Raw genomic sequence first — 22437 nt, 5'->3', positions numbered from 1 at the left:
TGCCGGCGATGAGGCCGGAACGGGCAAATCAGTCTTCGGCCTGTTCCTCGCCGCCCTGGCGGCTCATGCCGTACTTGCGCATCTTCTCCACCAAGGTGGTGCGGCGAATGCGCAAACGCTCGGCCGCCCGCGCCACGATGCCGTTGGCATCGTCCAGCGCCTGCTGGATCAAGCCCTGCTCCAGGCTGCCCAGGTAGTCCTTCAGGTCCAGCCCTTCTGGCGGCAACATGGCCTGGCTGGCGAAGTTCGGTACGTGGCCATTGATCGCCACGCGCTCTTCGAGGTCGCTGCGCAGGGTGTCGACCAGGTGCTCGTCCTCGTCGTCGATGTAGCGGAATTTCTTCGGCAACTCCGACACCCCGATGACCCCGTACGGGTGCATGATAGCCATGCGTTCGACCAGATTGGCCAGCTCGCGAACGTTGCCTGGCCAGCCGTGACGGCACAGCGACATGATGGCTGCGGAGTTGAAGCGGATCGAGCCGCGCTTTTCATGCTCCATGCGCGAGATCAGCTCGTTCATCAGCAGCGGAATATCTTCCACCCGCTCACGCAACGGCGCCATCTCGATGGGGAACACATTGAGGCGGTAGTACAGGTCTTCGCGGAACGTCCCTTCCTCGATCATGGTCTCGAGGTTCTTGTGGGTCGCGGCGATGATGCGCACATCGATGCTCTGGGTCTTGTTGCTGCCCACCCGCTCGAAAGTCCGCTCCTGCAGCACGCGCAGCAGCTTGACCTGCATCGGCAGCGGCATGTCGCCGATTTCGTCGAGGAACAGGGTACCGCCGTTGGCCAGCTCGAAGCGCCCGGCGCGGCTGGTGATCGCCCCGGTGAACGCGCCTTTTTCGTGGCCGAACAATTCGCTTTCAAGCAGCTCGGCCGGAATCGCACCGCAATTGACCGGCACGAACGGCGCTTCGCGGCGCTTGGAGTGATAGTGCAGGTTGCGCGCTACGACTTCCTTGCCGGTGCCTGACTCACCGAGAATCAGCACACTGGCGTCGGTATCGGCCACCTGTTGCATCATTTGCCGCACATGCTGGATGGCACGGCTGGTGCCGACCAGGCTGCGGAACAGGTTCGGCTCGCGCTGGCGACCGCGCTCGCGGGCCTGGTCGTACATCTCGCGGTAGACCTGGGCACGGTGCAGCGAATCGAGCAATTGGCTGTAGCTGGGCGGCATTTCCAGGTTGAACAGCACGCGACGGCGAAGCTCTTCCGGGTAGTCCGCAGAAGAAATTTCACCAATCAGCAAAACCGGAAGGAACTCATCCCACCCTGCCACTGTCTTAAGCAGCCCAAGCACCCCGCCTGGAGCATTCACAGTACCGAGCAGCACGCAGAGCACTTCACGACTGGAAGACAATGACGCTACCCCCTGCTCCCAGTCCTGGCTGGAGCAAGAGAGGTTTTCTTCACCGAGAAAGTTCAGGACCACCGCCAGATCGCGGCGGCGGGCGCTGTCGTCATCGATCAGGAGAATCTTGGTTTCACGCCACATGCAATAGCAACTTCCCTAGTCATATCGGCGCCCGAAGGCTTGCACGACATCATTCCGACTGAATGGTCAGTGTTCGGACGTCTGAAATTCGAAAACAGCCACTAGTAAAGTCAAAAAAACCCATACAGTCAAATTAATGGCGCACGGCTTTTTGCACATCTGTGGTCAACTGAACAGATGGTATACCTTGGCCGCGTTTTTCGCCTGACGGATTTGCGTCATCTCGTCGACTATTGATTGACGCTCGCCACTTGCAACCTCAATCAATTGCCGATAGACCTGCAGGAGCTGCTCCAGGCTATCGCGCACGTCAGCTTCATTGCCACGCGCCTCCGTGAGCACATCGTCGATACGCAGGCGGCATTGCAGATCGAGCTCTCCCACCGTATCCCAGTCGCGACTGGCCAGCGCGGCCAGCAGCAACTCGCGGGTCTGTTCGATTCGGGCGATAACCTCACTCATGTCCTGCTCCTCGATCAGGAAGCCGACGACGGGTCGCCGATCGCATCCCAACCTTCTTTCACGGTAATGAGCAAGCGCGCCACTTCGTCGATGATCGCGGGATCGCTTTTCACGTTGGCCTCGACCAGGCGGCGGCTCATGTAGGTATAGAGACTGTCCAGCTCGGCCAGGCTGTCAGCATGGTTTTCCAGGTCCAGGCCTTCGCGCAGGCCACCGATGATGTCGATGGCCTTGCCGATCAGCACGCCTTTCTGGGCAATGTCATTACGCGCCATGGCACCTTTGGCCTGGGCCATGCGGTCCAGGCCGCCCTGCATGAGCATCTGCACCAGACGGTGCGGGCTGGCTTCGGACGTCTGGGCCACACCGTTGACTTTCTGGTACTGCCGAAGGGCCAACATCGGGTTCATGGATCTACCTCGTTGCAGCGAAAAAGGTTGCTTGTACCCTGTGTATCGCCGGCCCGTCAAAAAACTTTAGGGCCAAAACGAAAAGCCCGGCGCGTCTGGCGGACGCTGCCGGGCTTTTGTCACTCAGGTGTCAGCGAAGCGGATCAGGAGCCCTTGGCCTGGGCATTGATCGCGTCGAATACCGACTTGATCTGGTTGGCCTGGGCATTGAGCTTGGCCACCATGGTGTCCATGGCCACATACTTCTTGGTCAGGGACTCGGTCAGCGATTCGGTGCGACGCTCCAGGGCGGCCTGCTGGTCTTCCAGGTTCTTGGCCACCTTGTCGAGGTTTGCCTTGCGCGTGGCCAGGCTGCCGTCGGTAGCGTTGTACGGGTCGATGGCCTTGTTCATCCGCTCGAACAGACCGTTGGTGCCGGTGAACAGTTCCTGGACCTCGGAGCCCAGCTTCTTGTCGTTCATGGCCGCCGTGAACTTGGTGGAGTTGAACTCCAGGGTGCCCTCTTTGGTGGTGTTGATGCCGAGCTGACTGAGCGTGGTCAACTGGTCACCCGAGCCGACTTCGGAGAGGACTTTGCGAATGTCGCCGACCAACGAACGGGTGGTCGGGTCATTGGTCAGCGGCCCCAGCACCAGGTTGTCGTTCTCATCCTTGGAGGTGGAGGTCAACGCAGTGATGGTGGTTTGCAGGGCGTTGTAAGCATCGACGAAGGCCTGGACGGACTTCTTCAGCCCCTCATTGTCCTGAGCAACGGTGACACTGGTTGGGTTACCCACGCCATTGGTCTGGGTGCTGACACCGGTCAGCTCCATCTTCATGCCGCTGACGGCATTCTCGATGGTGTTCTTGGCACTTTTGACGGTCAGGCCATCGATGGTCAGCTCGGCATCCTGGGCCTTGGCCGTAATGTAGCCAGCGCCGCTGCCGGCCATCTGCTGGGTGCCATCGATTTCAAGCTCGGGAATGCCGGAGAGCGAAAGGTCGGAACCGGCACCGGTGGTCGTAGAGCTGAGCACCAGGCGCGAACCACCGTCACCGTTGACGATGTTGGCCGAGATGCCCTGAACCCCGAGCTCCTTGTTGATCTGGTCGCGCACGCTTTCCAGGGTAGCGCCGTTGGCCACATCGATCTTGTAGCTCTTGCCGCCCTGGCTGACGGTCAACTCACCCGAAGTGATGGCCGAACTCGAACCACCGGCAAACTGCTGGCTAGCCACTTTGGAACCGGTGGCAAGCTGCTTGACCACGATGTTGTAGCTACCCGGGACTGCCGAGTTGCCCGAGGTGACCTTGACCACCGACTCATTGGCCGACGTCGCCGCATAGGCATTGAACGAAGGCGCGCTCGAGTCGTTGAGCTTCTTCATGGCGTCCTGGAACGTCGTAAGGGCACTGCGCAGCGAGCCGACACCGGAAATCATCGCGGTATTGTTGTTGGTCTGCCGAGTAATCTGCGCCTTCTTGGCCGCAGTATCGGCACTCACCAGCGCGTCAACCATCTCGGTGATGTTCAGCCCTGTACCTTGGCCGATACTGGAGACAATGGTGCTCGCCATGACAGTTATCCCTCTTCATGTAGCGTCAACCCTGCTGCTGCACGACTGACGTGATTCTCGCCTTAGCGCATTCGCTGCCGATCAGACCTTGGCATCGAACAAAAGACTGTTTACATCGCTCAGGCTGCGTGCAATTCGAAGTGCCTCTTCCGAGGGCAGCTGACGAATCAACTCGCCCGTTTCACTGGCGATGACCTTGACCACGACTTTGCCGGACTCTTCGTCCGTGGTGAATTCCAGGTTGCGCCGGGACGAGCTGAGGAACTTTTCGATTTCCGAAACGGCGCTCTTGACCTTTTCGGCATCGGTTCCTTTTTCGGCAGCGCTGACTGCGTCGGGTTCCAGCGTATCACTGCCACGCGGCGCATCGGCCAAGCGGGCAACCGGCTTCTCGCCAACCGGTTCGGTCGGACGGGCAGTCGGGTAGGACAAGTTAAGCTTGACGCTCATGTCCATGAATTACCACCTCGCAATGAATAAAGCGGGGAAGCGCCTCGCCGGCACTCCCCCGCCAACCACCTGGCAGATTAGCCCAGCAGTTTCAGTACTGCCGACGGCAGCTGGTTGGCCTGGGCCAGAACCGAGGTCGAAGCTTGCTGCAGGGTCTGCTGCTTGGTCAGCTGGGCAGTTTCGGCAGCGAAGTCGGTGTCCTGTACACGGCCACGGGCAGCTTCGGCGTTCTCGTTGATGTTCTGCAGGTTGTTGATGGTGCTGGTCAGACGGTTCTGGGCAGCACCCAGGTCAGCACGGTTGGTGTTGATGGTCTGCAGAGCAGCGTCGATAGCCGAAACAGCAGCGCTGAAGTTGGCTTCGGCGGCGGCGGTATCGGAACCTTGAATGTTGATCGAGCTGGTAACACCCAGGTCGGAAGCGGTGAACTTGGCGCTCAGGTCGATCTTGATCTGGTTCGCAGAACCGGTGTTCGAACCGACCTGGAAGGTCATGACCGAAGCGGAACCGTCCAGCAGGTTCTTGCCGTTCAGCTGAGTGGACTGGGCGATACGGGTCAGTTCCGAAGCCATCGACTGGAACTCTTTGTCCAGTGCAGCGCGGTCTTGAGTGCTGTTGGTGTCGTTTCGCGACTGAACGGCCAGTTCACGCATACGCTGCAGGATGTTGCTCTGCTCTTGCATCGCGCCTTCAGCGGTCTGGGCGATGGAGATACCGTCGTTGGCGTTCTTGATCGCCATGGTCTGACCACGGATCTGCGAGGTCATGCGGGTAGCGATCTGCAGGCCGGCGGCGTCGTCCTTGGCGCTGTTGATTTTCAGGCCGGAGGACAGACGGGTCATCGAGGTGCTCAGTGCATCGGAAGCACGGTTCAGGTTTTTCTGAACGCCCAGAGAGGTGGTGTTGGTGTTGACGGTCAAAGCCATGACGAATTCCTCGTTGGATTGGGTACTACGGCTTCCGGCCTTGGCAATTCGCCGGGTGTGGCACAGAGAACCTTCGTAATAGTTATCGTCGTCAGGGCGGGTTGCTTTAGGGGATTTTCAAAAAAAATTGCTGGCATCGTGCCAGCCCAATGAAATCAAGGAGTTGACGCCAGATTTCAGACGCCATGTGAAGCGAGGGATGTGCAAATCCGTGGTCAGCCCCCCAGGCACGCCACAGCCTTTGAAAACTGTGGTGTCCCTGTGGGAGAGAGGGGGACGCAAGCCTTTATAGGCGATCAGTCACGGCGCTCGATGATGGCCGAGCCCCAGGACAGGCCCACGCCGAAGCCACTCAGGGCAATGCGCTTGTGCTGCGAACCGATCACGTGCTTTTCCAGCAGCAGCGGAATGCTCGACGACACGGTATTGCCGGTCTCGACCATGTCCTTGACGAACTTCTGCTTGTGCTCGCCTTCGATGAAGCGCGCCGATACGGCATCGACGATTGCCGCACTGCCCTGGTGAAGGCAGTACAGGTCGATGTCGTCAGCCTTCAGATCGCTGGCTTCGAGCAGCTGCTGCAGGTGCGCGGGCACCTTGACCAGGGCGAAGTTGTAGACCTGGCGGCCATTCATGAAGAACTTGCCGTCGGTGGTGCGCAGGTGGTCGGCACCGGCACCGTCGCTGCCGAACAGCGACTTGCCCAGTTGCCAGGCGGCATCCTCACCCATCCAGGTGGCGGTGGCGGCGTCGCCGAACAGCATGGTGGTATTGCGGTCTTCGGGGTCGACGATCTTCGAATACGGGTCGGCGGTGATCAGCAGGCCATTCTTCAGGCCAGCAGCCTCCATGAAGCCTTTCATCGCATACAGGCCGTAGACATAGCCCGAGCAGCCCAGGGAGATATCGAAGGCAGCGATGGCGGTCGACAGGCCCAGCTTGTGCTGAACGATCGCCGCAGTGTGCGGCAGGCCTTCAGCGTCACCGTTCTGGGTAACGACGATCACGGCATCGATCGATGCCGGGTCCAGCGATGGATTGGCAGCGAACAGGTTCCTGGCGGCCTCGACACACAGGTCGGAGGTTTCCTGATCGGCTTCCTTGCGCGGCAAGAAGGTGGAACCGATCTTGCCGAAGATAAAATCCTGGTCCTTGCCGAACTTCGCACCCTGGGCATAGTTGTCGACGCCCTCGACAGGTACGTAACTGGCGATGCTTTTGATGCCAATCATTGTGGCTTCCCGATGGAAATGGCAAAAATTCGCGGGTAGCGCAGCCAGGTTTGCAGTCCCGGTCGACGCAACTACCCACAGACTCAATAGATTAAAGATGCACGTTCCGACTGCCAAGTCACGACTTTAGCGACATTCCGCCAAATCCTCACGCCAGCCTATTGGCCAGCTTCTTGCTTAGACCAGCCACATTACTGCCTTCGCTGTCGTTTAACTGACGCGACAGACCGTCATGCGTGGTAGCCCCTTAGTCAGCGCGAGCAACGTCTCAAATGGCAAAGCCAATCACTGTCACCAGCCCCCTGATGCCGCCTCTGGAGTCCTTCCTGCCCTACCTGGAACAAATCTGGGAAAGCCGGTACCTGACAAACTGCGGTCAGTTTCACCAGCGGCTAGAACAAGAACTGGCCGAGCACCTGGGCGTCAAGCACATTTCGCTATTCTCGAATGGCACCTTGGCCCTGGTGACAGCGCTCCAAGCGCTACGGATCACAGGTGAGGTGATCACCACCCCCTACTCATTCGTCGCCACGGCTCACTCGCTGCTGTGGAACAGCCTCAAGCCTGTGTTCGTCGATATCGATCCACTCACCAACAACCTCGACCCGCAACGCATTGCCGAAGCCATCACACCGGCGACCACGGCGATCATGCCGGTACATTGCTATGGTATCCCCTGCGATGTGGAAGGTATCCAGGCGGTAGCCGATACCTATGGCCTGAAGGTCATCTACGACGCCGCCCATTCGTTCGGCGTCCGCCATGAGGGTCAGAGCATTCTCAATCATGGCGACGTCTCGGTGCTGAGCTTTCACGCCACCAAGGTTTTCAACACGTTCGAAGGCGGGGCGATCGTATGCCAGGACGAAAAAACCAAGCGCCGCATCGACTACTTGAAGAACTTCGGCTTCGCTGACGAAGTCACCGTCATTGCGCCAGGCATCAATGGAAAGATGAATGAGCTGCAAGCGGCCTTTGGTCTCCTTCAATTGCGCCATATCGATCTGGCGCTGACCCAACGGCGCAGGATCTTCGAACGCTACAGTGATCTTCTTGCCGGCGTGCGGGGTATCAGCCTCATGAATCCGCCCGCCAATGTCGAGTGGAACTACGCCTATTGCCCGATCATGGTCGACGGTGAGCAATTCGGGATCAGCCGAGACGATCTGTACGAGCGCTTCCGCGCTGTCGATATCCTGGTACGTCGCTACTTCTATCCCCTGATTTGCGAATTCCCCATGTACCGTGGCCTGGAAAGCGCCAATCTGGAGAGGCTGCGAAACGCTCAGCGTACTTCACGTCAGGTACTGTGCCTGCCAATTTATCCAGATCTGGACATCGCAACCCAGGATCGCATCCTGTCGATCATCCTCGACGGAGCAGGTGCCTGAGCGATGGCCGTCAATGTATTGGTCTTCCCGTGCGGGTCGGAAAATGCCCTGGAGATTCACCAGGCACTGACCCACTCCATCCACGTCCAGCTTTTTGGCGCCTCCAGTGTCGATGACCACGGTCGCCAACTATTCGACACATACTGCGGCGATTTACCACGCATCGATGACGGCCGCTTCGATCAGGCCTTCGAAGCCCTGCTTGCGGAATGGAAAATCGACCTGGTGTTCGCCACCCACGATACCGTCCAGGCCTACCTTAGCGAGCGCGCTCAGCGATTCGGTGTGCGACTGGTCAACGGCGATCCCGATACCTGTGCGATCGCCCGACGCAAATCATTGACCTACGCCGCATTCGCCGATCAACCGTGGATACCGATCACATACACAAGCCCCGAAGAAGTCGAAGCGTGGCCAGCGGTGGTAAAGCCTGATCTTGGCCAGGGCGGCCAAGGGTTCGCGCGGGTAAGCGGCGTGAAGGACGCATACGCGACACTTGAGCGCACACATTTACCGCTGTTGCAGGAGTATTTGCCCGGAGAGGAAATCACTGTCGATTGCTTCAGCGATTATCAGCACGAGCTTCGCTGGGTCGGCGCGCGACACCGTGAACGCGTGCGTGCAGGCATCTCCATGCGCAGCACCTTCCCTGGCCCCGACCCCGTGATCGACGACATCGCAGCGACGCTCAATCAACGCCTGCGCCTGCGCGGCCCATGGTTCTTCCAGCTCAAGCGCGACCGCCAACAGCGCTGGAAGCTGCTGGAAATCAGCTGCCGGGTAGCAGGGTCGATGGTCGCCCATCGCGCTCGCGGGGTGAACCTGCCCTTGATGGCTATTCACGACCACCTGCAACGCCGGGTCAGTCCATTACCTCTGCCGGAAATCGACCTCGTCGAACGTCGCATCCTCACCGTGGCTCAACTGAATTGTCACTTCGATACGGTCTACATCGACTTCGACGAAACGGTCATCCGCGACGGGCTAGCCATACCTTCAACCCTGAATTTCCTGTACCGCATGCATTTCAAGGGCAAGCGACTGATCCTGGTCACCCGGCATGCCGGCGACCCGCGCGAGACACTTCGAAAAGCCCGCATTGCGGTCGAATTGTTCGATGAAATCATCCATATCACTGATGGCCGAGCGAAATCCGAGTTCATCCGGGGCAACGCGATATTCATTGACAATCATTTCCCTGAGCGCCTGGATGTTGCCACCCATTGCGCCATACCCGTCTTCGATGTTGACGCCTTGGAGTTTCTTTCGTGAAAACCGTCAAGTCCGACCATAACCGCCGCCTGGTCATGCGCCACCTGCGTGACACCTGGATCAAACCGCTGGACGAGGACTTTCCGCATTCAGCGCTGATTTCCAGGGCCACTTATTCACCCTGGTATGCCGATACGCAATTCATGGATGTCTTCAGACGTATTGAAGAGGTGACACTCGTCGACATCTATCGCTGCCACGAACTGTGGGATCTGCTTCGACAAACAGCCAACGTGGCTGGCGATGTCATCGAAATCGGCGTGTGGAAAGGCGGCACCGGCCTGCTGGCTGCCAAACGCCTGGCGCAACTGGGCAGCGACAAACACCTGCTGCTCTGCGACACCTTCTGTGGCGTCGTCAAAGCTGGAACCAACGATACCCTCTACCAAGGTGGCGAACATGCGGACACCAGCCTGGAGGGCGTAGCTGCGCTGCTGGACAGCGAGCATGTGGCACATCGCGCGACACTGCTGCAAGGCATCTTCCCTGAAGAGACCGGTAGCAAAGTCGCCGGGCGCAGTTTCTCGTTCTGCCATATTGATGTCGACACCTACCAGTCCGCCAAGGACATTGTCGAATGGGTAACCCCGCGCCTGAACAGGCATGGCGTCATCGTTTTCGACGACTATGGTTTCTGGGGGTGTGAAGGCGTTGCCAGATTGGTTGAAGATTTGGCCGATCACCCGGAATACTTCCTGTTGCGCAACCTCAACGGCCATGCCGTGATGCTCAAGCTGACCGAGGCAACGCATGTTTGAGCTCCTCGATGCCGAGCGTTTCCCAGCCCATTACCAAACGCTGGAAAGCCGTAAGGTTGAACAACTTTTTCAATCGTGGAAGGCAGACAGCAATGCGCCTCTCGCCGTACTCGACTATGGCATGGGGCGCGGCAAGTACTTGCGAATATTTCATGCCATGGGGCTACAGGCCACGGGCGTGGATATCAATGCCGACTACATCGAGCAGGCCAAGAATGCAGGCTTCGAGGCGCTTCACGAAAGTGAGCTGGGCGGCCTCGAAAAGCGTTTCGATGTTATTTTCCTAAGCCACCTGATCGAACACCTGGACCCTGACCAGTTACTGCACTTGCTTGACCGGTTGATCATCCTGCTCAAGCCTCAAGGCCGCCTGGTGATGATCAGCCCGGTGCTGGGCGAACGCTTCTTCCATGACTTTTCTCATGTTCGCCCCTACTACCCGCAAAGCATTCGCCACGCATTCGGCCAGTCCAGCTCGCCGCTATCCTTTGGGGCCAATGAGCGCATCGTGCTCAAGGACATTCACTTTTTCCGCGACCCTTGGCGCACGCGGCTATGGCGCTCTTTCTATATCCAGGACAGTCCGTACGCTCCCCTCACTCGCTTGCTGAACAAAGGTTTCGACCTGGCCTGGAGACTTTCCAATGGCCAACTGGGCGCTACAAGTTCCTGGCTCGGGGTGTACCACAAGTGCTGAATCGATCTACCGGCACGGGCGGACAGCACAGCAAGCGCGTGGTGCTCATGCAACCCTATTTCCTGCCCTACATGGGCTACTACCAGTTGCTGGGTGCGGCCGACCTGTTCATAAGCTACGACACCGCGCAGTTCATGAAGAACGGCTGGATAGAGCGTAACCGCTACTTGCTCGATGGCGAGCCGAAATGGTTCGGTATCGCATTGGAAAACAGCAGTCACACCCTACCGATCCGTGACAAACGAATAAGCCAAAACTTTCACTACCCGCGCATGCTCGAAAAACTCAGGCATGCGTACCGCAAAGCGCCGCATTTCCACACGGTGATGAACTGGCTGACAACCTTGCTGGAACAACCAGCCTCGAGCATTGCTGAGCTGAACCTGAGGGTTCTGCGTGCGAGCTGCGCCCTCATCGGCCTTGACACCCCCATCATTGCAGCCAGCGATCTCTCCCCCGGCGCAGGTCTCGGAGGTCAGGCACGGGTACTTGAACTGATGACCGAAACGGCTGCAACTCATTACCTGAACCCGGCCGCAGGCGCGTTCTTGTACAACGCGGATGCATTTGCCGATGCGGGGGTTCAGCTGGAGTTACTGCGCGCCGAACTTCCCCACTACCCACAGCACAAGCATGAATTCGTGGGTGGCTTATCCGTGCTCGATGCCTTGATGTTCAACCCACCCGAGATCGTTGGCGAATGGGCCAGAAAGGGGAGCATCGAGCATGCCTGAAGCCATCGGCGGTTACTTCGAACTGGAGCTTCGCCAAGGCTACAGCCTCTATCCGCATGCGCTCGGTTTCAACTCTGCGCGCTCAGCGCTCAAGGCGTTGCTGAGCGCCAACGGCACCCTGACGCTACACCTGCCACACTACATCTGCCACGCAGTACCCGATGCCGCCCAATCCGTCGGGGCAGGCCTGCGGCGTTACGCGCTCGACCCACACCTTGAGCTGACGACACTGCCGACGCTGGACGCCAACGAGCAACTGCTCTATGTGAATTATTTCGGGTTGAAGGACAGTTACATCTGCAACGTCCTGGCGCCACATTACGGTGAGCGCCTCATCATCGATAACTCTCAAGGCCTGTTCAGCCCTGCCCTTGCCGGCATCCCGACAATTTATTCCCCTCGCAAATTCGTTGGCGTACCCGATGGCGGATGGCTGCTCAATGCGCCGGCGGGTGATTGGGAACTGCCGGCCAGCCAATCCTCATCGCATTTCGACGCACTCCTCGGGCGCCTCGAAGCTGCCCCCGAGCAACATTATGCCCAGTTCCAGCGTGTTGAAACGGCGCTGGCGGGCGCGCCGGTGGCTGCCATGTCGAACAGCACCAGGCGGGTGCTCGATAGCCTGGATTACCCTTCGATCATGGCACGCCGCCAGAGCAACCTGAGCGTCCTGGCCCACGCTCTGGAAACACACAATCGACTGGATATTGTGCCTACCGCGCCGACGGCAGCACTTTGTTACCCACTGCTGCTGAGCGATTGCGCACACGTGCGCGCCATCCGTGAGCAACTGCTGAGCGAACGAATTTTCGTCCCTTGCTACTGGCAAGAAGTCGTCAACGCCTTGCACAGCCCGCCGATGGAACGGCAGCTGGCAACCTGCTTGCTGCCTCTACCGATAGATCAGCGCTACGACGCTAAACACATGGCAAGGCTGGCCGAGCGAATCAACACGCTGCTGGCGACTTCCTGAAGACTTTTACATTCATCATGGACGGTGCGCAGCGCCGTACCTGGATGGGGCTGCCCCTGGACAACAAACATGAAAATGTCATCACTGCATAGAAAAACGGACAATCCCTACTACATCTATGCGCCCGATTATCGCGACACCTCTTCAGGTGTATGCGTCATGCATTTCCTCTGCCATGCGCTCAATATCAGCGGCCAGGAAGCGTACGTGGTCGGCTGCAAAGTGACCAATCCGAATTTGCGCACACCGGTACTGACGGACGCCATTGTCCAGTTGCACAAAAGCACAGGCGCCGTGTCCATTGCCGTGTACCCGGAAGTGCTCAGTGGCAACCCATTGAATTGTCCAGTCGTGGTGCGTTACATGCTCAACCGCGATGGTTTCATCAGCGGTTTGCAACTGGCGGCACAAGAAAGCGACCTGTTCTTCTATTACGCTCATGACTTCGGTGAAGGCAAACGGCGCAAGGACATGCTCACGCTGCCAATGATCGACTCCGAGCTGTTCGCCCCTCACCCAGAGCCCGTGGTTCGAGGCGGCAATTACCTGTACCTGCACCGCTTCGATAGCTCAAAAATCGACTACAACCTGCTCCCGCCCGATATTCAGGTACTTAGCCTCAGCAATCCTCGTACGCTGCCGCAATTGGCTGAGCTCTTCAAAACAGCGGAAACCTTGTACTCCTACGAAATCTCGGCAACCTGCACCATGGCCTTGATGTGTGGTTGCCCAGTGGTCTATCTGAGCGGCGGTCACGTGAAAACGCTCCCCTTCACCGAACACATCGGCGACGCGGGCACGACCATGTATGAGGAAGAAGGCGGTCTTGAACGGGCGCGAAAATCCGTAGGATTGGCCCGCCAGCGCCTACTGCATATGGAAGATGAGTTCTGGCCACAGCTGGAGCATTTCGTCGCGCGCACTCAGCGCAGTGCGGCAGACCACCATGACGCCACCCGCAATCCGGCCGTACGCGAGTGGTTGCTCAACCGCCTGCTGACACCCACCCAACAGGCCTTGGTCGATGAACGCCGGCAGCATCTGCACGGTGCTACCGGTTTGACCATCGTGGTCAACGATCACCAGCGCGACCAGCAGGCACTGTCTGCCACCCTCGAGAGCCTGCGCCTTTGGAGTACCAGCAGCCCGCTGAAGCTTCGCGCCTATGTCATCAGCCACCTGCCGATGCCGGCAGACTTGCCGGCCAACATCATCTGGCTGGATACCACTCCAGATGCCAGGGCATTGAACCAGATAGCCCGCGAGGATGACGGTGACTGGCTGCTGTTGCTTGATGCCGGGGATGAAATACTGCCTAGCGGCAGCCTGATGGTCGATCTCGAGCTGTCTGGTGCGCAGTCATGCCGAATGATCTACTGCGACGAATACTATCGTGCAGAAAATGGCTCCAGCCCGATATTCCGTCCTGACATAAACCTTGACTACCTGCTCTCCCTCCCGCTGATCATGGGACGCCACTGGCTGCTGCGGCGCGACCTGTTGCTGACTGTCGGTGGTTTCGACGAGCAATTCCAAGGGGCACTTGAGCTCGCAGCGATACTGCGGTTGATCGAGGCCAGCGGTCTCGATGGCATCGGTCACCTCGACGAACCTCTGGTCATCTGCAACAGCCCTGACATGACCAGCAACCCTGATGAACGTGCGGCCATCGAGCGCCACCTGGCAGAGCGCGGATACGCTCATGCGCAAGTACGGGAAGAACCGACCCGGCACTACCAGATCGATTATGGGCACCAGCAACAGCCTTCGGTCTCCATCATCATTCCCGTTCACGATCAGCTGGAACTGGTACAGCGCTGCGTGGAAAGCGTGTTGTCCAAGAGCAGTTATGCGTTTTTCGAGATACTGATTGTCGATCACGCCAGCAGCAACCCCGACCTGCAGACATGGCTGGAGCAGTTGGTGACCGCAGGCGAAGGTCTGATCAAAGTCCTGCGCGATGATCAACCACTCAACCGGAGCGCCCTGTACAACCTCGCCGCCTCCCATGCCGTGGGCGACTACCTCGTCCTGCTGGACAACGACACTGTCATCTTTCAGGACGATTGGCTCCAGCGTCTGCTCAACCACGCCCAACGCCCGGAGGTGGGTATCGTAGGCGCCAAGCAGCTGGACGTCAGTGGCAATGTCGCCCACGCCGGCTGGGTACTGGGCATGAACGGCTCGGCGGCAAGCCCGGCTGTCGGTTTGCCAAACAGCGAACCTGGCTATCTGCAATGTCTACGTGTCGACCGCAACGTCAGTGCTGTCAGCAGCGCGTGCCTGATGATGCGCAGGAACTTGTTCATCAGCATGGGTGGGCTGGACGAAAAGGCATTCGCCCTGCGGTACGCGGATATCGACCTCTGCCTGCGCGCCAGCGCCGAAGGCCTGCTTAATGTCTGGGCCGCTCACGCCATGGTTGCCAACGAGCAAGGCAAAGGCTGGACCAATGCATTGCGTCATCCGGACAACCAGCAGCGCGCGCGACATGATGAAGAAAACCTCTACGAAAAATGGCTCGACGCGCTGGTGCGAGACCCCTGCTACAACAAGAATCTTTCACTGCGTGGTCGTGGCCATGAGCTCCCTGCCCTGCATGGCCTGACATGGCGCCCCTTGAACTGGCGCCCTCTGCCAGTCGTACTGGTACACCCGGACCGTGAAAGCCCCCAGCGTTGCACGCTAGCCTTCCAGCAACTGCAGGCACACGGTCAGATAGAAGGCCACCTGAGCAACACCTTGCTCAGTACCGTGGAGTTGCAACGCCTGCAACCCGACGTGATTGTCTTCCACCACATTGCCGATGCCCGACGCCTGGAAGTCATGGCCCGGGATTACCGCTACAGCCAGGCTTTCAAGGTACTCGAGGTTGCTGAGCTGCCTGACAGCCCCAAGGCTTGGGAGCTGCTGCATGAAGCCATGGCTTGGGTCGATAGAGTCATCGCTGCCAACACCGAAATAGCTGCTGGGCTGTATGGGTTGCATGGCGATGTTCAGGTTCGCGAGTGCCGCCTGGCAAACAACTGGCAAGCATTGCCAGAAGTGATGCCAGTAAACGGCAAACCGCGCGTCGGCTGCCATGTCAGTGTCCAGACACTGCCGATCATCGACCCGATAATACGCGCACGGGCCGATCAGGCTGACTGGATCCTGTGGGGGGAAGTCCCGACGCACCTGGCTGCCCTGGCAACCGAGGTCTATTCCCGCGACATTGGCTCGTCACCCGAAGTCCTTTCGGGCCTTTGCCTGAACATCGTGCTGCATCCGGCGAGCGATGACCCCAAGCGAGCCGATCGTCTCGCGCCGTTGCGCCATGGTGCGTGCGGCCATGCCATCATCAGCAACGACCGACAGGCACGCTATGCACAATGGCCGATGTCCCACGTAGACAACCTGCCCGCCCAATGGCTGAAAGCCCTGGACCACTACCTTGAAACCCCGGAAAGGGTGCAGTCCAGTGGGCAACGATTGCGTGAAAGAACGCACAGCTTCGGTTTCATGGATGCTGAGTACCGAGCGTTATGCCTCATGGCCTGGGCACCCGCTTGATTCAGTGTCTTGAGCGTCTCACCGGATAGTGAGCGCAGAGGGTCGAAAACCGATGCCCCTAGGGGCATCGGTTTTTTTTCGCTCCACGCCACCCAAAGTCTATTAGCCCTGAGTGGCGCGCGTGCCGATACGGCGGATAGCTTGGGCGATATCGCGTTCAGTTTCGCAGCGGGCTTAAATCATCACTCGCCCAATTACCGGCAAACGCCTGTGGCCAACGCGCCTGCAGCGCTTCGCAGGCCGCCAGATCGACCGGTCTCGGCGCATCGTCCAACACCTGCGCAACCGGCGTCCAGACCACCAGCAACCCTGCCTCAGCGGCAGCCAGGCAGATATCCACATCGAATGCTTGCAGCGCTTGCACTCCGCCGCAGTGATCGTAGAGATCGCGACGGAGCAACATGCAGTCGGCCGATACCGCGGTGCAGTTGCGCACCGACGCCGGATGACGGGCCTTGGCGCAATCGGCCAACGTCCACCCTTGCCACGGCGAACGCACGGCAGGCCCCTGCAGCAGGTCGAACCCGGCGTGCACAACCGTGCCATCGCGTGCCAGCAACCGCGCCCCCACCACCCCGACTTCCGGCCTGAGCCCTTCATTGAGCAGCCCTTCGATCCAGGCCGGCGAAATCACTTCACAGTGCTCGGCCAGCAACAGCAGATGCTCACCCCTTGCTTGCTGGGCCGCCAGGTTGAGCAAGTCAGCGCGCCCGCTCACCTTGCCCGCCAACAGCACGACGCGCTGGCCGAACCCTTGCAGTGCCGCGGCGGTCGCTTCGGCCTGCTCGGCGCTGCAGGCTACGCGTACCTCGTATCGAGGGTAACGAGTACGCTGCAGGACGCTGGTCAGGCACGCCTGCAGACGCGGCAGATTGCCCTCGGCTGCCACCAGAATGCTCACCAGCGGCGTAGAGGAATGACGGTAGTCAACCACCAGGCCCGCCTCGCCCTGATCATGCACTTCACCCCGATAGCCCAGCAACGTCAGGTGGCGCTTGAGCGTCACCAGCGCGTCAGCCTGCAGCGAGGCCGTCGCCTGGTGGCCGACCACAAGGTATTCGTCCATGTGCGCAAGGCCACCCTGCCCCTGCTGTTCCACCAGGCGCAGCAGCAAGTCGAACTCCAGCGCATGGCGGCACGTTTCACTGAAGCCGCCCAGCTCCACCACGGTCTGACGGCGCAGGCACCAATGCCGCGACATCAACCCGGGTTGCGCGCGCAGCAGGTCAAGATTGCTGCCTGGGCGAACCACGCCATGCAGGCGGCCGTCCGCGTCGCGTTGCACTTCGTTGGCAGACACGGCGTGGCAGCCCTGGGCCTGCTCAAGTTCCTTCTCCAGGCGCAGCAAACCACCCGTGACCAGGGTATCGCCGGCGTCCAGCAGCAACAGCCAATCGCTGCTCAACTGACGCACCTGCTGATTGAGGTGAGTGACCCAGTTGCTTTCATTGACCTGAACGAAATGCAGGGTATCGCGCGAGGTGGTGATCGCCGGCGGCTTGCCGCCCTTGAGCACCACCAGCTTGAACTGGCGCAAGCCGCTGGCCAGCAGGCTGTCGAAAGTGGCCTGCAAGGCCAGGTCGTCGTCCGCAAGATCGCTGACCACGAAGGTGATCTGAGCAGTCGAGCGCTTGTTCAACGGCGCCAGCAGGCGTTGCTGCGTGGCCTTGTCGGGTGTCGACGCAGTCAGCACGTCGAGGACCTGGCCAGAAACCGTGCTGCGCAGCAGGGCGTTGCCGTCCACGCCAGGAACGCCCTGCAGGCGCACCAGCCAATCGCCCAGCTCGCGGGCGCGCAGTGCATCGTCCTTGCCGGTCAGGGTCGGCACCAGCCGCTGGCATACGTCCAGGTTGAACAGGCCCAGCGCCAGCGCTTTCCAGTAACGCTGCTGAAGCGTCTCGGCAGTGTCGTTCGGATGCACCTGCAACAACTCGCGCTGGCGCACCCACGTGCCCTCCAGCGCCTGGCGATGCGCCTGGCCGGTCGGCCAGACATGGCAGAGAAACTCCAGTGCACTCAACTGCTCGAACAGTGCACGGTTGTAGTAGGGCAACTCGACATACTGACGTGGCTCGAACACGCGGTCCGGCTCGCCAATCACCGTGCCCCAGGGCGAGGTGAACAGCAGCGGCGCATCGCTCTGGTCATAGGTTGCGCGTACAAAGCGATTCAACACGGCGAAGCCGGACTCGTCGGCGCACAGCCCTTGCCGCTGCCCGTCCCATTCGCGCAAGCGGCGCACGGTGTGGCTCAACTGTTCTTCGCGGGCCACCGGTGTCAGCCTGCTCGGCGCCAACTCACAGATCACGGCGGTGTGCGGCAGCGGGGCAATGGCGCCTTCGACGACCAGTGCGTAGGCAAGCGCCACGCGCCAGGCGGCGAAATCAAGCTCGCCTGGCAAGGCGTCGAGCGCCCGCTGCAATGCCTCGACCCGCAAGACTGCACGCCAGGCCTGTTGCCCGGCCAAGGCGTACTGACGCAGGCGCGCCTGCGCATCCGAGGCTGTCTGCGGCTCGAACGCCGAGCCCATCTTGTGATAGGCGAGCTGGGCGTTACCCGGTGCATAGGCCAGCGCATACCCTTGGGCACCCTGGGCCTGAGGTTGTGCGTGCAGCACGGTGACGGCCTGCTGCAACGTCGACGCCAGGACGAAGTCGGCATCCAGGGTCAGGACCACGAATGGTGTGCTGACCTGCCGCAGGGCCTGGGCCAGCTGCGCACTGCACTGCTCCCCTGGGGTCTGAGCCTGCAGCGGCTCCAGCGCCAGGCACGAGATACCGGCCTGGCGATAGAAATGAAGGGCACGCGCTCGATGGTCTGCCTGATCATGCCCCAGCAGGACGACGGTCACTTCGTTGTGCGACCCAGTTGCGATTTCGGCCATAGGGCACCTGTTCATGTTGTTGGTTCGGCGCCCGCCATGGGCGGGTGCCAAGGTTCAATCCGCCAGCCAGGCATTGGCCCACTGTTGCAGGTGGTGTGGCATCAGCACGTAGTCGCGCAATACCACTTCGCGCAAGGCGTCGCCTTGCCGGTAGCTCGCCTGTGGGTCGTCCAGATGCATACGGATCGCTTCCAGCCACTGCTCAGGGGTGTTGTCGCGCACCCGCGTGCACGGCAGGTAGCCTCCGTAGGCCTTGGTGTCGGTGCAAATCACCGGGAATCCGCAAGCGCCGTACTCGAGCAGGCGCAAATTGCTCTTGCAGTCGTTGAACAAGTTCTGCTCAAGCGGTGCCAAGGCCAGGTCGAGGTCAAGGCTGGCCAGCTTCTGCGGGTAGTGCGCCAATGGCACACCGGCGTGAAATTCCTTCACATAGGGCCGCAGCAGGTCCGGGCACATGCCGAAGAACACCCAGTCGACCTCGTCCGCCAAGGCCTTGATCACGTCCAGCAGCAGTTCCAGATCGCCTCGGTGGCTGGTGCCACCGGCCCAGCCCACACGCGGTCGTACACTGCTCTGGCGCCTGCTGGTCAGGCCCGCCCACAGCGGTGCGGCAAGCATGTTCGGGACCACCCGGATGTCGTGGTGCAGGCTCGACAGCGCATCGGCCAGAGGCTGGGTGGACACCACCACCCGGTCACACAAGGCGATGCCCTGAGTCACCAGTTCGCGCATGTTGGCTGGCATGTTGCGAGCGTGCGCGTTCTTCTTCGGCACCTCGATGATGTAGTCATCGATCTCGTAGATGCGCCGGGCATTCGACAGGCGTTTGAAGCGTGTCATCTCTTCGATCGAGTTCACTGTGTAGCGGCATTGCAGGATCATCACGTCCGGCTTTTCGCGCTCGATCTCGATCATTTCCGGGGTGCTGAAATCCAGGCGTCCCTGGATCCATCCTGCGCGCTCCAGCTCCATGAACGGCTGCGCCACCCGATAATGCCCGACCGCAGAGGTGTTGATCGGCAGCGCCAGCACCGATGGCAGCACGCGGCTGATGAACGGGTCCCAACCGCGCCGCAACCCGGCATCCAGGTTGAAGCTGGCCATCTTCAGGCTCAGATTGCGGTTGTAGGCAGGGTCGCGGGCAACCTTGGCCAGCCAGCGCTCATGGAAGTTATCCCGGTCCAGGGCCTTGCGCAGGCTATCGACGCGCACATCACGGCTGGAGGCGCAGCGCGCCAGTACCGCGTGGGGTGTCCAGACTGCCAGGTAGCCCTGTTCGCGCATGCGCAGACACAGGTCGGCCCCCTGCAGTCCCCCCTGCAGCGCTTGTACGTCGAAGCCGCCAAGGGCGTCGAACAGCTCGCGTCGCACCAGCAGGCATTCGTGGCTCAGTGCACTCCAGTTCTGCGCCGCATTGAGGCGGTGCATGTAACCGCCGCTGTTCGCGGGCATGCCGACGAAGGGGCTGCTGACACCGCCATGCAGCCCCAGCACCAGGCCTGCGTTGAAAATTTCCCCGGCAAGGGTACAGAGCTTGGGTGCGACCGCCCCCACCTCAGGACGCTGCGCGTGCGCCAACAGTTCGCTCAGCCAATGGGCATCAATGGCCACGCAAGCGCTGTCGAGCATCAACAGGTAGTCGCCACGTGCGGCCCGGCTGGCTTCGTTCAACTGCGCCACAGCGTCGCTGCTGGCGACTTCGATGACGCGCAGCTGCTCACTGCCCAGCCCCTGCATGGCCTGCAGCCACTGGCGCAGCTCGGCGGGGGTATCAGGCGAGGCAATCAGCAGGATCTCGAACGGCTCATGGCGGTTGTGCTCGAACAGCGACTCGACGCAACGAATGGTTTGTTGCAGGTCAGCCCCGAGGGTTACCAGGATCGAAACCCAGGCTTGGCCCGGATGATGGTAGGTCACCTGACACAACGCAGCATCCTGCGCCCCCACCACCTCGGCATCGATGCCCAGTCGCTGCAAATGCGCCTGGACCACCCGTGGCGCCTGCCGCACGCAACGCGGGTCGGTCAGCCATTGGCCGTAGTCCCACTGGCAATGCACCAGCAGCTCGTCGATGTGCTCGATGGCCTGCAGGCCTTTTTGCTCGGCCAGGCGCCAGAGCAGGTCGTGGGGGGCCAGGATGTCGAAGTCCGCGGCGAACCCGCCAATCTCTTGCAAGGCCTTGCAGTCGAACGCCAGCAGACGTCCGACATAGGGCTGGCTGCGCATCAGGTCGAGGTTGAAGTCCGGCTTGAAGATCGGCAGGGTCGGACGCAGCGAATCGTGGCTGCCTTCGTCGACGTAGATGCACGCACGATCGCGCAATGCCATGCGCTCGGCCATGATTGCCAGCGCATGGGGCACCAGGCGGTCGCCGGCGTGCAACAGGAAAATCCAGTCGGCATCGTCCGAGCGCGTCAGCCGCGCCTGCAACTGGGCCAGCCCATTGCCCTGCACCGGCAGACGTTCGATATCAGCGCTGCCTGCCAGCTCCAATTCGTTGGCAGCGAGCAGCCAGCTTGCTGCAGGGGCATAGGACTGAGCCGCGAGGCTGTCGAGGGTGGCGCGCAGCGCCTGCTCCTGACCCGCCTCGGCCCGGATCACCGTGACGATACGAGGTTGCCACCCCCATTGCTCGATGCGCTTGGGCAGCGCCTTGAGCTGCGCGGCCGTCAGCTCGCGACAGTCCAGCCAGTGGGCATACACCTCATCGAAGGACAAGCAGTCCGTACCGACCTGTTGCGCCTGGCGAGCCTGCTGCGCCCCATAAAGACGGTTGAGTTCGTATTCGTCCCATGGCGCCCCTTGGTCACCTTGGTAACGGTCCAGCGACAGATAGCGCACCCAGCCGGTGGCGGGTGCCGGCTCGCTGGCGCGGGCCGCAAGCATCGCTTTGATCCAGTCGGTCTCGGTGGGGAATGCCATGCTCATGCTCGCCTGGTGGCTCAGGCGCCCCGGGTGCAGACGCTCCATGCTCAGGAAGCGTGCCAGATGCCCCAGGTTGCCACGGCGCATCAGGCAGATGTACAAGGCCATGTCCAGGCGCGCGGAAAAACCCTGGCCGTCCTGCGCCAACGCCGGCAGGAACTCGGCCACCAGCGCTCGGCGCATCAGGGCATGGCTGAGCCCACCAAACAGATTGGGCGCATTGGTCTCCAGCGCTTCGAGCAGATCACTGCCCTTGACCACAGCATCTTCCGGACACATCACGGCATTGAGCATGCGGGGCGGCAGCAAGGCATCGTCGGCGGCGCACAGCATGCGCTGGCAGATGGTCATGCTGACATCGGCATGCCGATTCATGACGTCGGCCTGCAGGCCAACGCACTCCGGGAACAGGCGATCGTCATCGCAAAGGAACTTGATCAGCTCACCCCTGGCCTGCTCCAGACACACCAGCAGGTTGCGCGCAAAGCCCAGCGTCTGCGGGTTGCGCATATAGCGTATTGGCGTTCCGGTCTCGGCCATCACGGCGTCGACGATACCCTGAATTTCCATGTCGCGGCTGTCGTCGCACACCAGCACTTCCAGCGCTGGATAGTCCTGGTTGATGGCACTGAGCAGGGTGGCGCGGAAGAATTCGGGGTTGAAGGCAGGGATGGCGATGCTGACGAGGGTCTGTTGATTCACGGCGAAGAC

The 22437-nt window shown here is 60.5% G+C and carries 16 protein-coding genes; 7 read left to right on the top strand and 9 right to left on the bottom strand.

All coding sequences use genetic code 11. The features are described from left to right. Positions 1 to 28: 28 nt before the first annotated feature. From fleQ to PMI38_RS21490, 7 genes are all read right to left on the bottom strand, one after another. Positions 29 to 1504: a transcriptional regulator FleQ gene (gene fleQ / locus PMI38_RS21520; RefSeq protein WP_008098761.1), complete on the bottom strand. Its 1476-nt coding sequence runs from the start codon at positions 1502 to 1504 to the stop codon at positions 29 to 31. Between the two features lie 165 nt (positions 1505 to 1669). Then, the gene (locus PMI38_RS21515; RefSeq protein WP_008098759.1) at positions 1670 to 1966 is read right to left on the bottom strand and encodes a hypothetical protein; all 297 of its coding nucleotides are present in this window, start codon (positions 1964 to 1966) and stop codon (positions 1670 to 1672) included. 14 nt (positions 1967 to 1980) lie between these two features. After that, positions 1981 to 2376, bottom strand: coding sequence for a flagellar export chaperone FliS (gene fliS / locus PMI38_RS21510; RefSeq protein ID WP_008098757.1), 396 nt, complete (start codon positions 2374 to 2376; stop codon positions 1981 to 1983). A 143-nt stretch (positions 2377 to 2519) separates the two neighbouring features. Continuing rightward, positions 2520 to 3932, bottom strand: a complete 1413-nt coding sequence (gene fliD, locus PMI38_RS21505; protein WP_008098755.1) for a flagellar filament capping protein FliD — start codon at positions 3930 to 3932, stop codon at positions 2520 to 2522. An 81-nt stretch (positions 3933 to 4013) separates the two neighbouring features. After that, positions 4014 to 4388, bottom strand: coding sequence for a flagellar protein FlaG (locus tag PMI38_RS21500; RefSeq protein ID WP_008098753.1), 375 nt, complete (start codon positions 4386 to 4388; stop codon positions 4014 to 4016). A 71-nt stretch (positions 4389 to 4459) separates the two neighbouring features. Then, the gene (locus PMI38_RS21495) at positions 4460 to 5308 is read right to left on the bottom strand and encodes a flagellin domain-containing protein (protein WP_008098751.1); all 849 of its coding nucleotides are present in this window, start codon (positions 5306 to 5308) and stop codon (positions 4460 to 4462) included. 296 nt (positions 5309 to 5604) lie between these two features. Beyond that, entirely contained in the window at positions 5605 to 6540 is a 936-nt protein-coding gene (locus PMI38_RS21490; RefSeq protein ID WP_008098749.1) for a ketoacyl-ACP synthase III, read from the bottom strand. Between the two features lie 272 nt (positions 6541 to 6812). Here PMI38_RS21490 and vioA point away from each other — a divergent pair, with 272 nt between their 5' ends. The 7 genes from vioA (at position 6813) to PMI38_RS21455 (ending at position 15917) form a co-directional block, all read left to right on the top strand. After that, positions 6813 to 7931: a dTDP-4-amino-4,6-dideoxy-D-glucose aminotransferase VioA gene (vioA, locus tag PMI38_RS21485; RefSeq protein WP_008098747.1), complete on the top strand. Its 1119-nt coding sequence runs from the start codon at positions 6813 to 6815 to the stop codon at positions 7929 to 7931. 3 nt (positions 7932 to 7934) lie between these two features. After that, on the top strand, positions 7935 to 9203 hold the full coding sequence (locus PMI38_RS21480) for an ATP-grasp domain-containing protein (RefSeq protein WP_008098745.1): 1269 nt from the start codon (positions 7935 to 7937) through the stop codon (positions 9201 to 9203). After that, the gene (locus tag PMI38_RS21475; RefSeq protein ID WP_008098742.1) at positions 9200 to 9961 is read left to right on the top strand and encodes a TylF/MycF/NovP-related O-methyltransferase; all 762 of its coding nucleotides are present in this window, start codon (positions 9200 to 9202) and stop codon (positions 9959 to 9961) included. Before PMI38_RS21480 ends, PMI38_RS21475 begins: the two co-directional genes overlap by 4 nt. Continuing rightward, complete coding sequence (locus PMI38_RS21470; protein WP_008098740.1) at positions 9954 to 10658, top strand: class I SAM-dependent methyltransferase; 705 nt, start codon at positions 9954 to 9956, stop codon at positions 10656 to 10658. Before PMI38_RS21475 ends, PMI38_RS21470 begins: the two co-directional genes overlap by 8 nt. Beyond that, positions 10652 to 11392, top strand: a complete 741-nt coding sequence (locus tag PMI38_RS21465) for a WbqC family protein (RefSeq protein ID WP_050548643.1) — start codon at positions 10652 to 10654, stop codon at positions 11390 to 11392. Before PMI38_RS21470 ends, PMI38_RS21465 begins: the two co-directional genes overlap by 7 nt. Further along, positions 11385 to 12365 (top strand): hypothetical protein, encoded by a 981-nt coding sequence (locus PMI38_RS21460; RefSeq protein WP_008098736.1) that lies wholly within the window; start codon positions 11385 to 11387, stop codon positions 12363 to 12365. Before PMI38_RS21465 ends, PMI38_RS21460 begins: the two co-directional genes overlap by 8 nt. Positions 12366 to 12434: 69 nt before the next feature. Continuing rightward, positions 12435 to 15917, top strand: coding sequence for a glycosyltransferase (locus tag PMI38_RS21455; protein WP_008098734.1), 3483 nt, complete (start codon positions 12435 to 12437; stop codon positions 15915 to 15917). 157 nt (positions 15918 to 16074) lie between these two features. Here the strand turns inward: PMI38_RS21455 and PMI38_RS21450 are convergent, their stop codons facing one another. After that, positions 16075 to 18801 carry a glycosyltransferase family 2 protein gene (locus PMI38_RS21450; protein ID WP_008098733.1) on the bottom strand — a complete coding sequence of 909 codons (2727 nt, stop codon included), beginning with the start codon at positions 18799 to 18801 and terminating at the stop codon, positions 16075 to 16077. A gap of 54 nt (positions 18802 to 18855) precedes the next feature. Then, positions 18856 to 22428, bottom strand: coding sequence for a glycosyltransferase (locus tag PMI38_RS21445; protein WP_008098731.1), 3573 nt, complete (start codon positions 22426 to 22428; stop codon positions 18856 to 18858). Positions 22429 to 22437 lie beyond the last annotated feature (9 nt).

It is taken from the genome of Pseudomonas sp. GM84, assembly GCF_000282535.1.
GTDB lineage: Bacteria > Pseudomonadota > Gammaproteobacteria > Pseudomonadales > Pseudomonadaceae > Aquipseudomonas.
This window is presented reverse-complemented; position numbering and strand designations above follow the sequence as displayed.

Excerpts from the sequence above, each read along its gene's own strand:
- fleQ (WP_008098761.1), bottom strand. The coding sequence starts at position 1,504 with ATGTGGCGTGAAACCAAGATTCTCCTGATCGATGACGACAGCGCCCGC.
- PMI38_RS21515 (WP_008098759.1), bottom strand. The coding sequence starts at position 1,966 with ATGAGTGAGGTTATCGCCCGAATCGAACAGACCCGCGAGTTGCTGCTG.
- fliS (WP_008098757.1), bottom strand. The coding sequence starts at position 2,376 with ATGAACCCGATGTTGGCCCTTCGGCAGTACCAGAAAGTCAACGGTGTG.
- fliD (WP_008098755.1), bottom strand. The coding sequence starts at position 3,932 with ATGGCGAGCACCATTGTCTCCAGTATCGGCCAAGGTACAGGGCTGAAC.
- PMI38_RS21500 (WP_008098753.1), bottom strand. The coding sequence starts at position 4,388 with ATGGACATGAGCGTCAAGCTTAACTTGTCCTACCCGACTGCCCGTCCG.
- PMI38_RS21495 (WP_008098751.1), bottom strand. The coding sequence starts at position 5,308 with ATGGCTTTGACCGTCAACACCAACACCACCTCTCTGGGCGTTCAGAAA.
- PMI38_RS21490 (WP_008098749.1), bottom strand. The coding sequence starts at position 6,540 with ATGATTGGCATCAAAAGCATCGCCAGTTACGTACCTGTCGAGGGCGTC.
- vioA (WP_008098747.1), top strand. The coding sequence starts at position 6,813 with ATGGCAAAGCCAATCACTGTCACCAGCCCCCTGATGCCGCCTCTGGAG.
- PMI38_RS21480 (WP_008098745.1), top strand. The coding sequence starts at position 7,935 with ATGGCCGTCAATGTATTGGTCTTCCCGTGCGGGTCGGAAAATGCCCTG.
- PMI38_RS21470 (WP_008098740.1), top strand. The coding sequence starts at position 9,954 with ATGTTTGAGCTCCTCGATGCCGAGCGTTTCCCAGCCCATTACCAAACG.
- PMI38_RS21460 (WP_008098736.1), top strand. The coding sequence starts at position 11,385 with ATGCCTGAAGCCATCGGCGGTTACTTCGAACTGGAGCTTCGCCAAGGC.
- PMI38_RS21455 (WP_008098734.1), top strand. The coding sequence starts at position 12,435 with ATGAAAATGTCATCACTGCATAGAAAAACGGACAATCCCTACTACATC.
- PMI38_RS21450 (WP_008098733.1), bottom strand. The coding sequence starts at position 18,801 with ATGGCCGAAATCGCAACTGGGTCGCACAACGAAGTGACCGTCGTCCTG.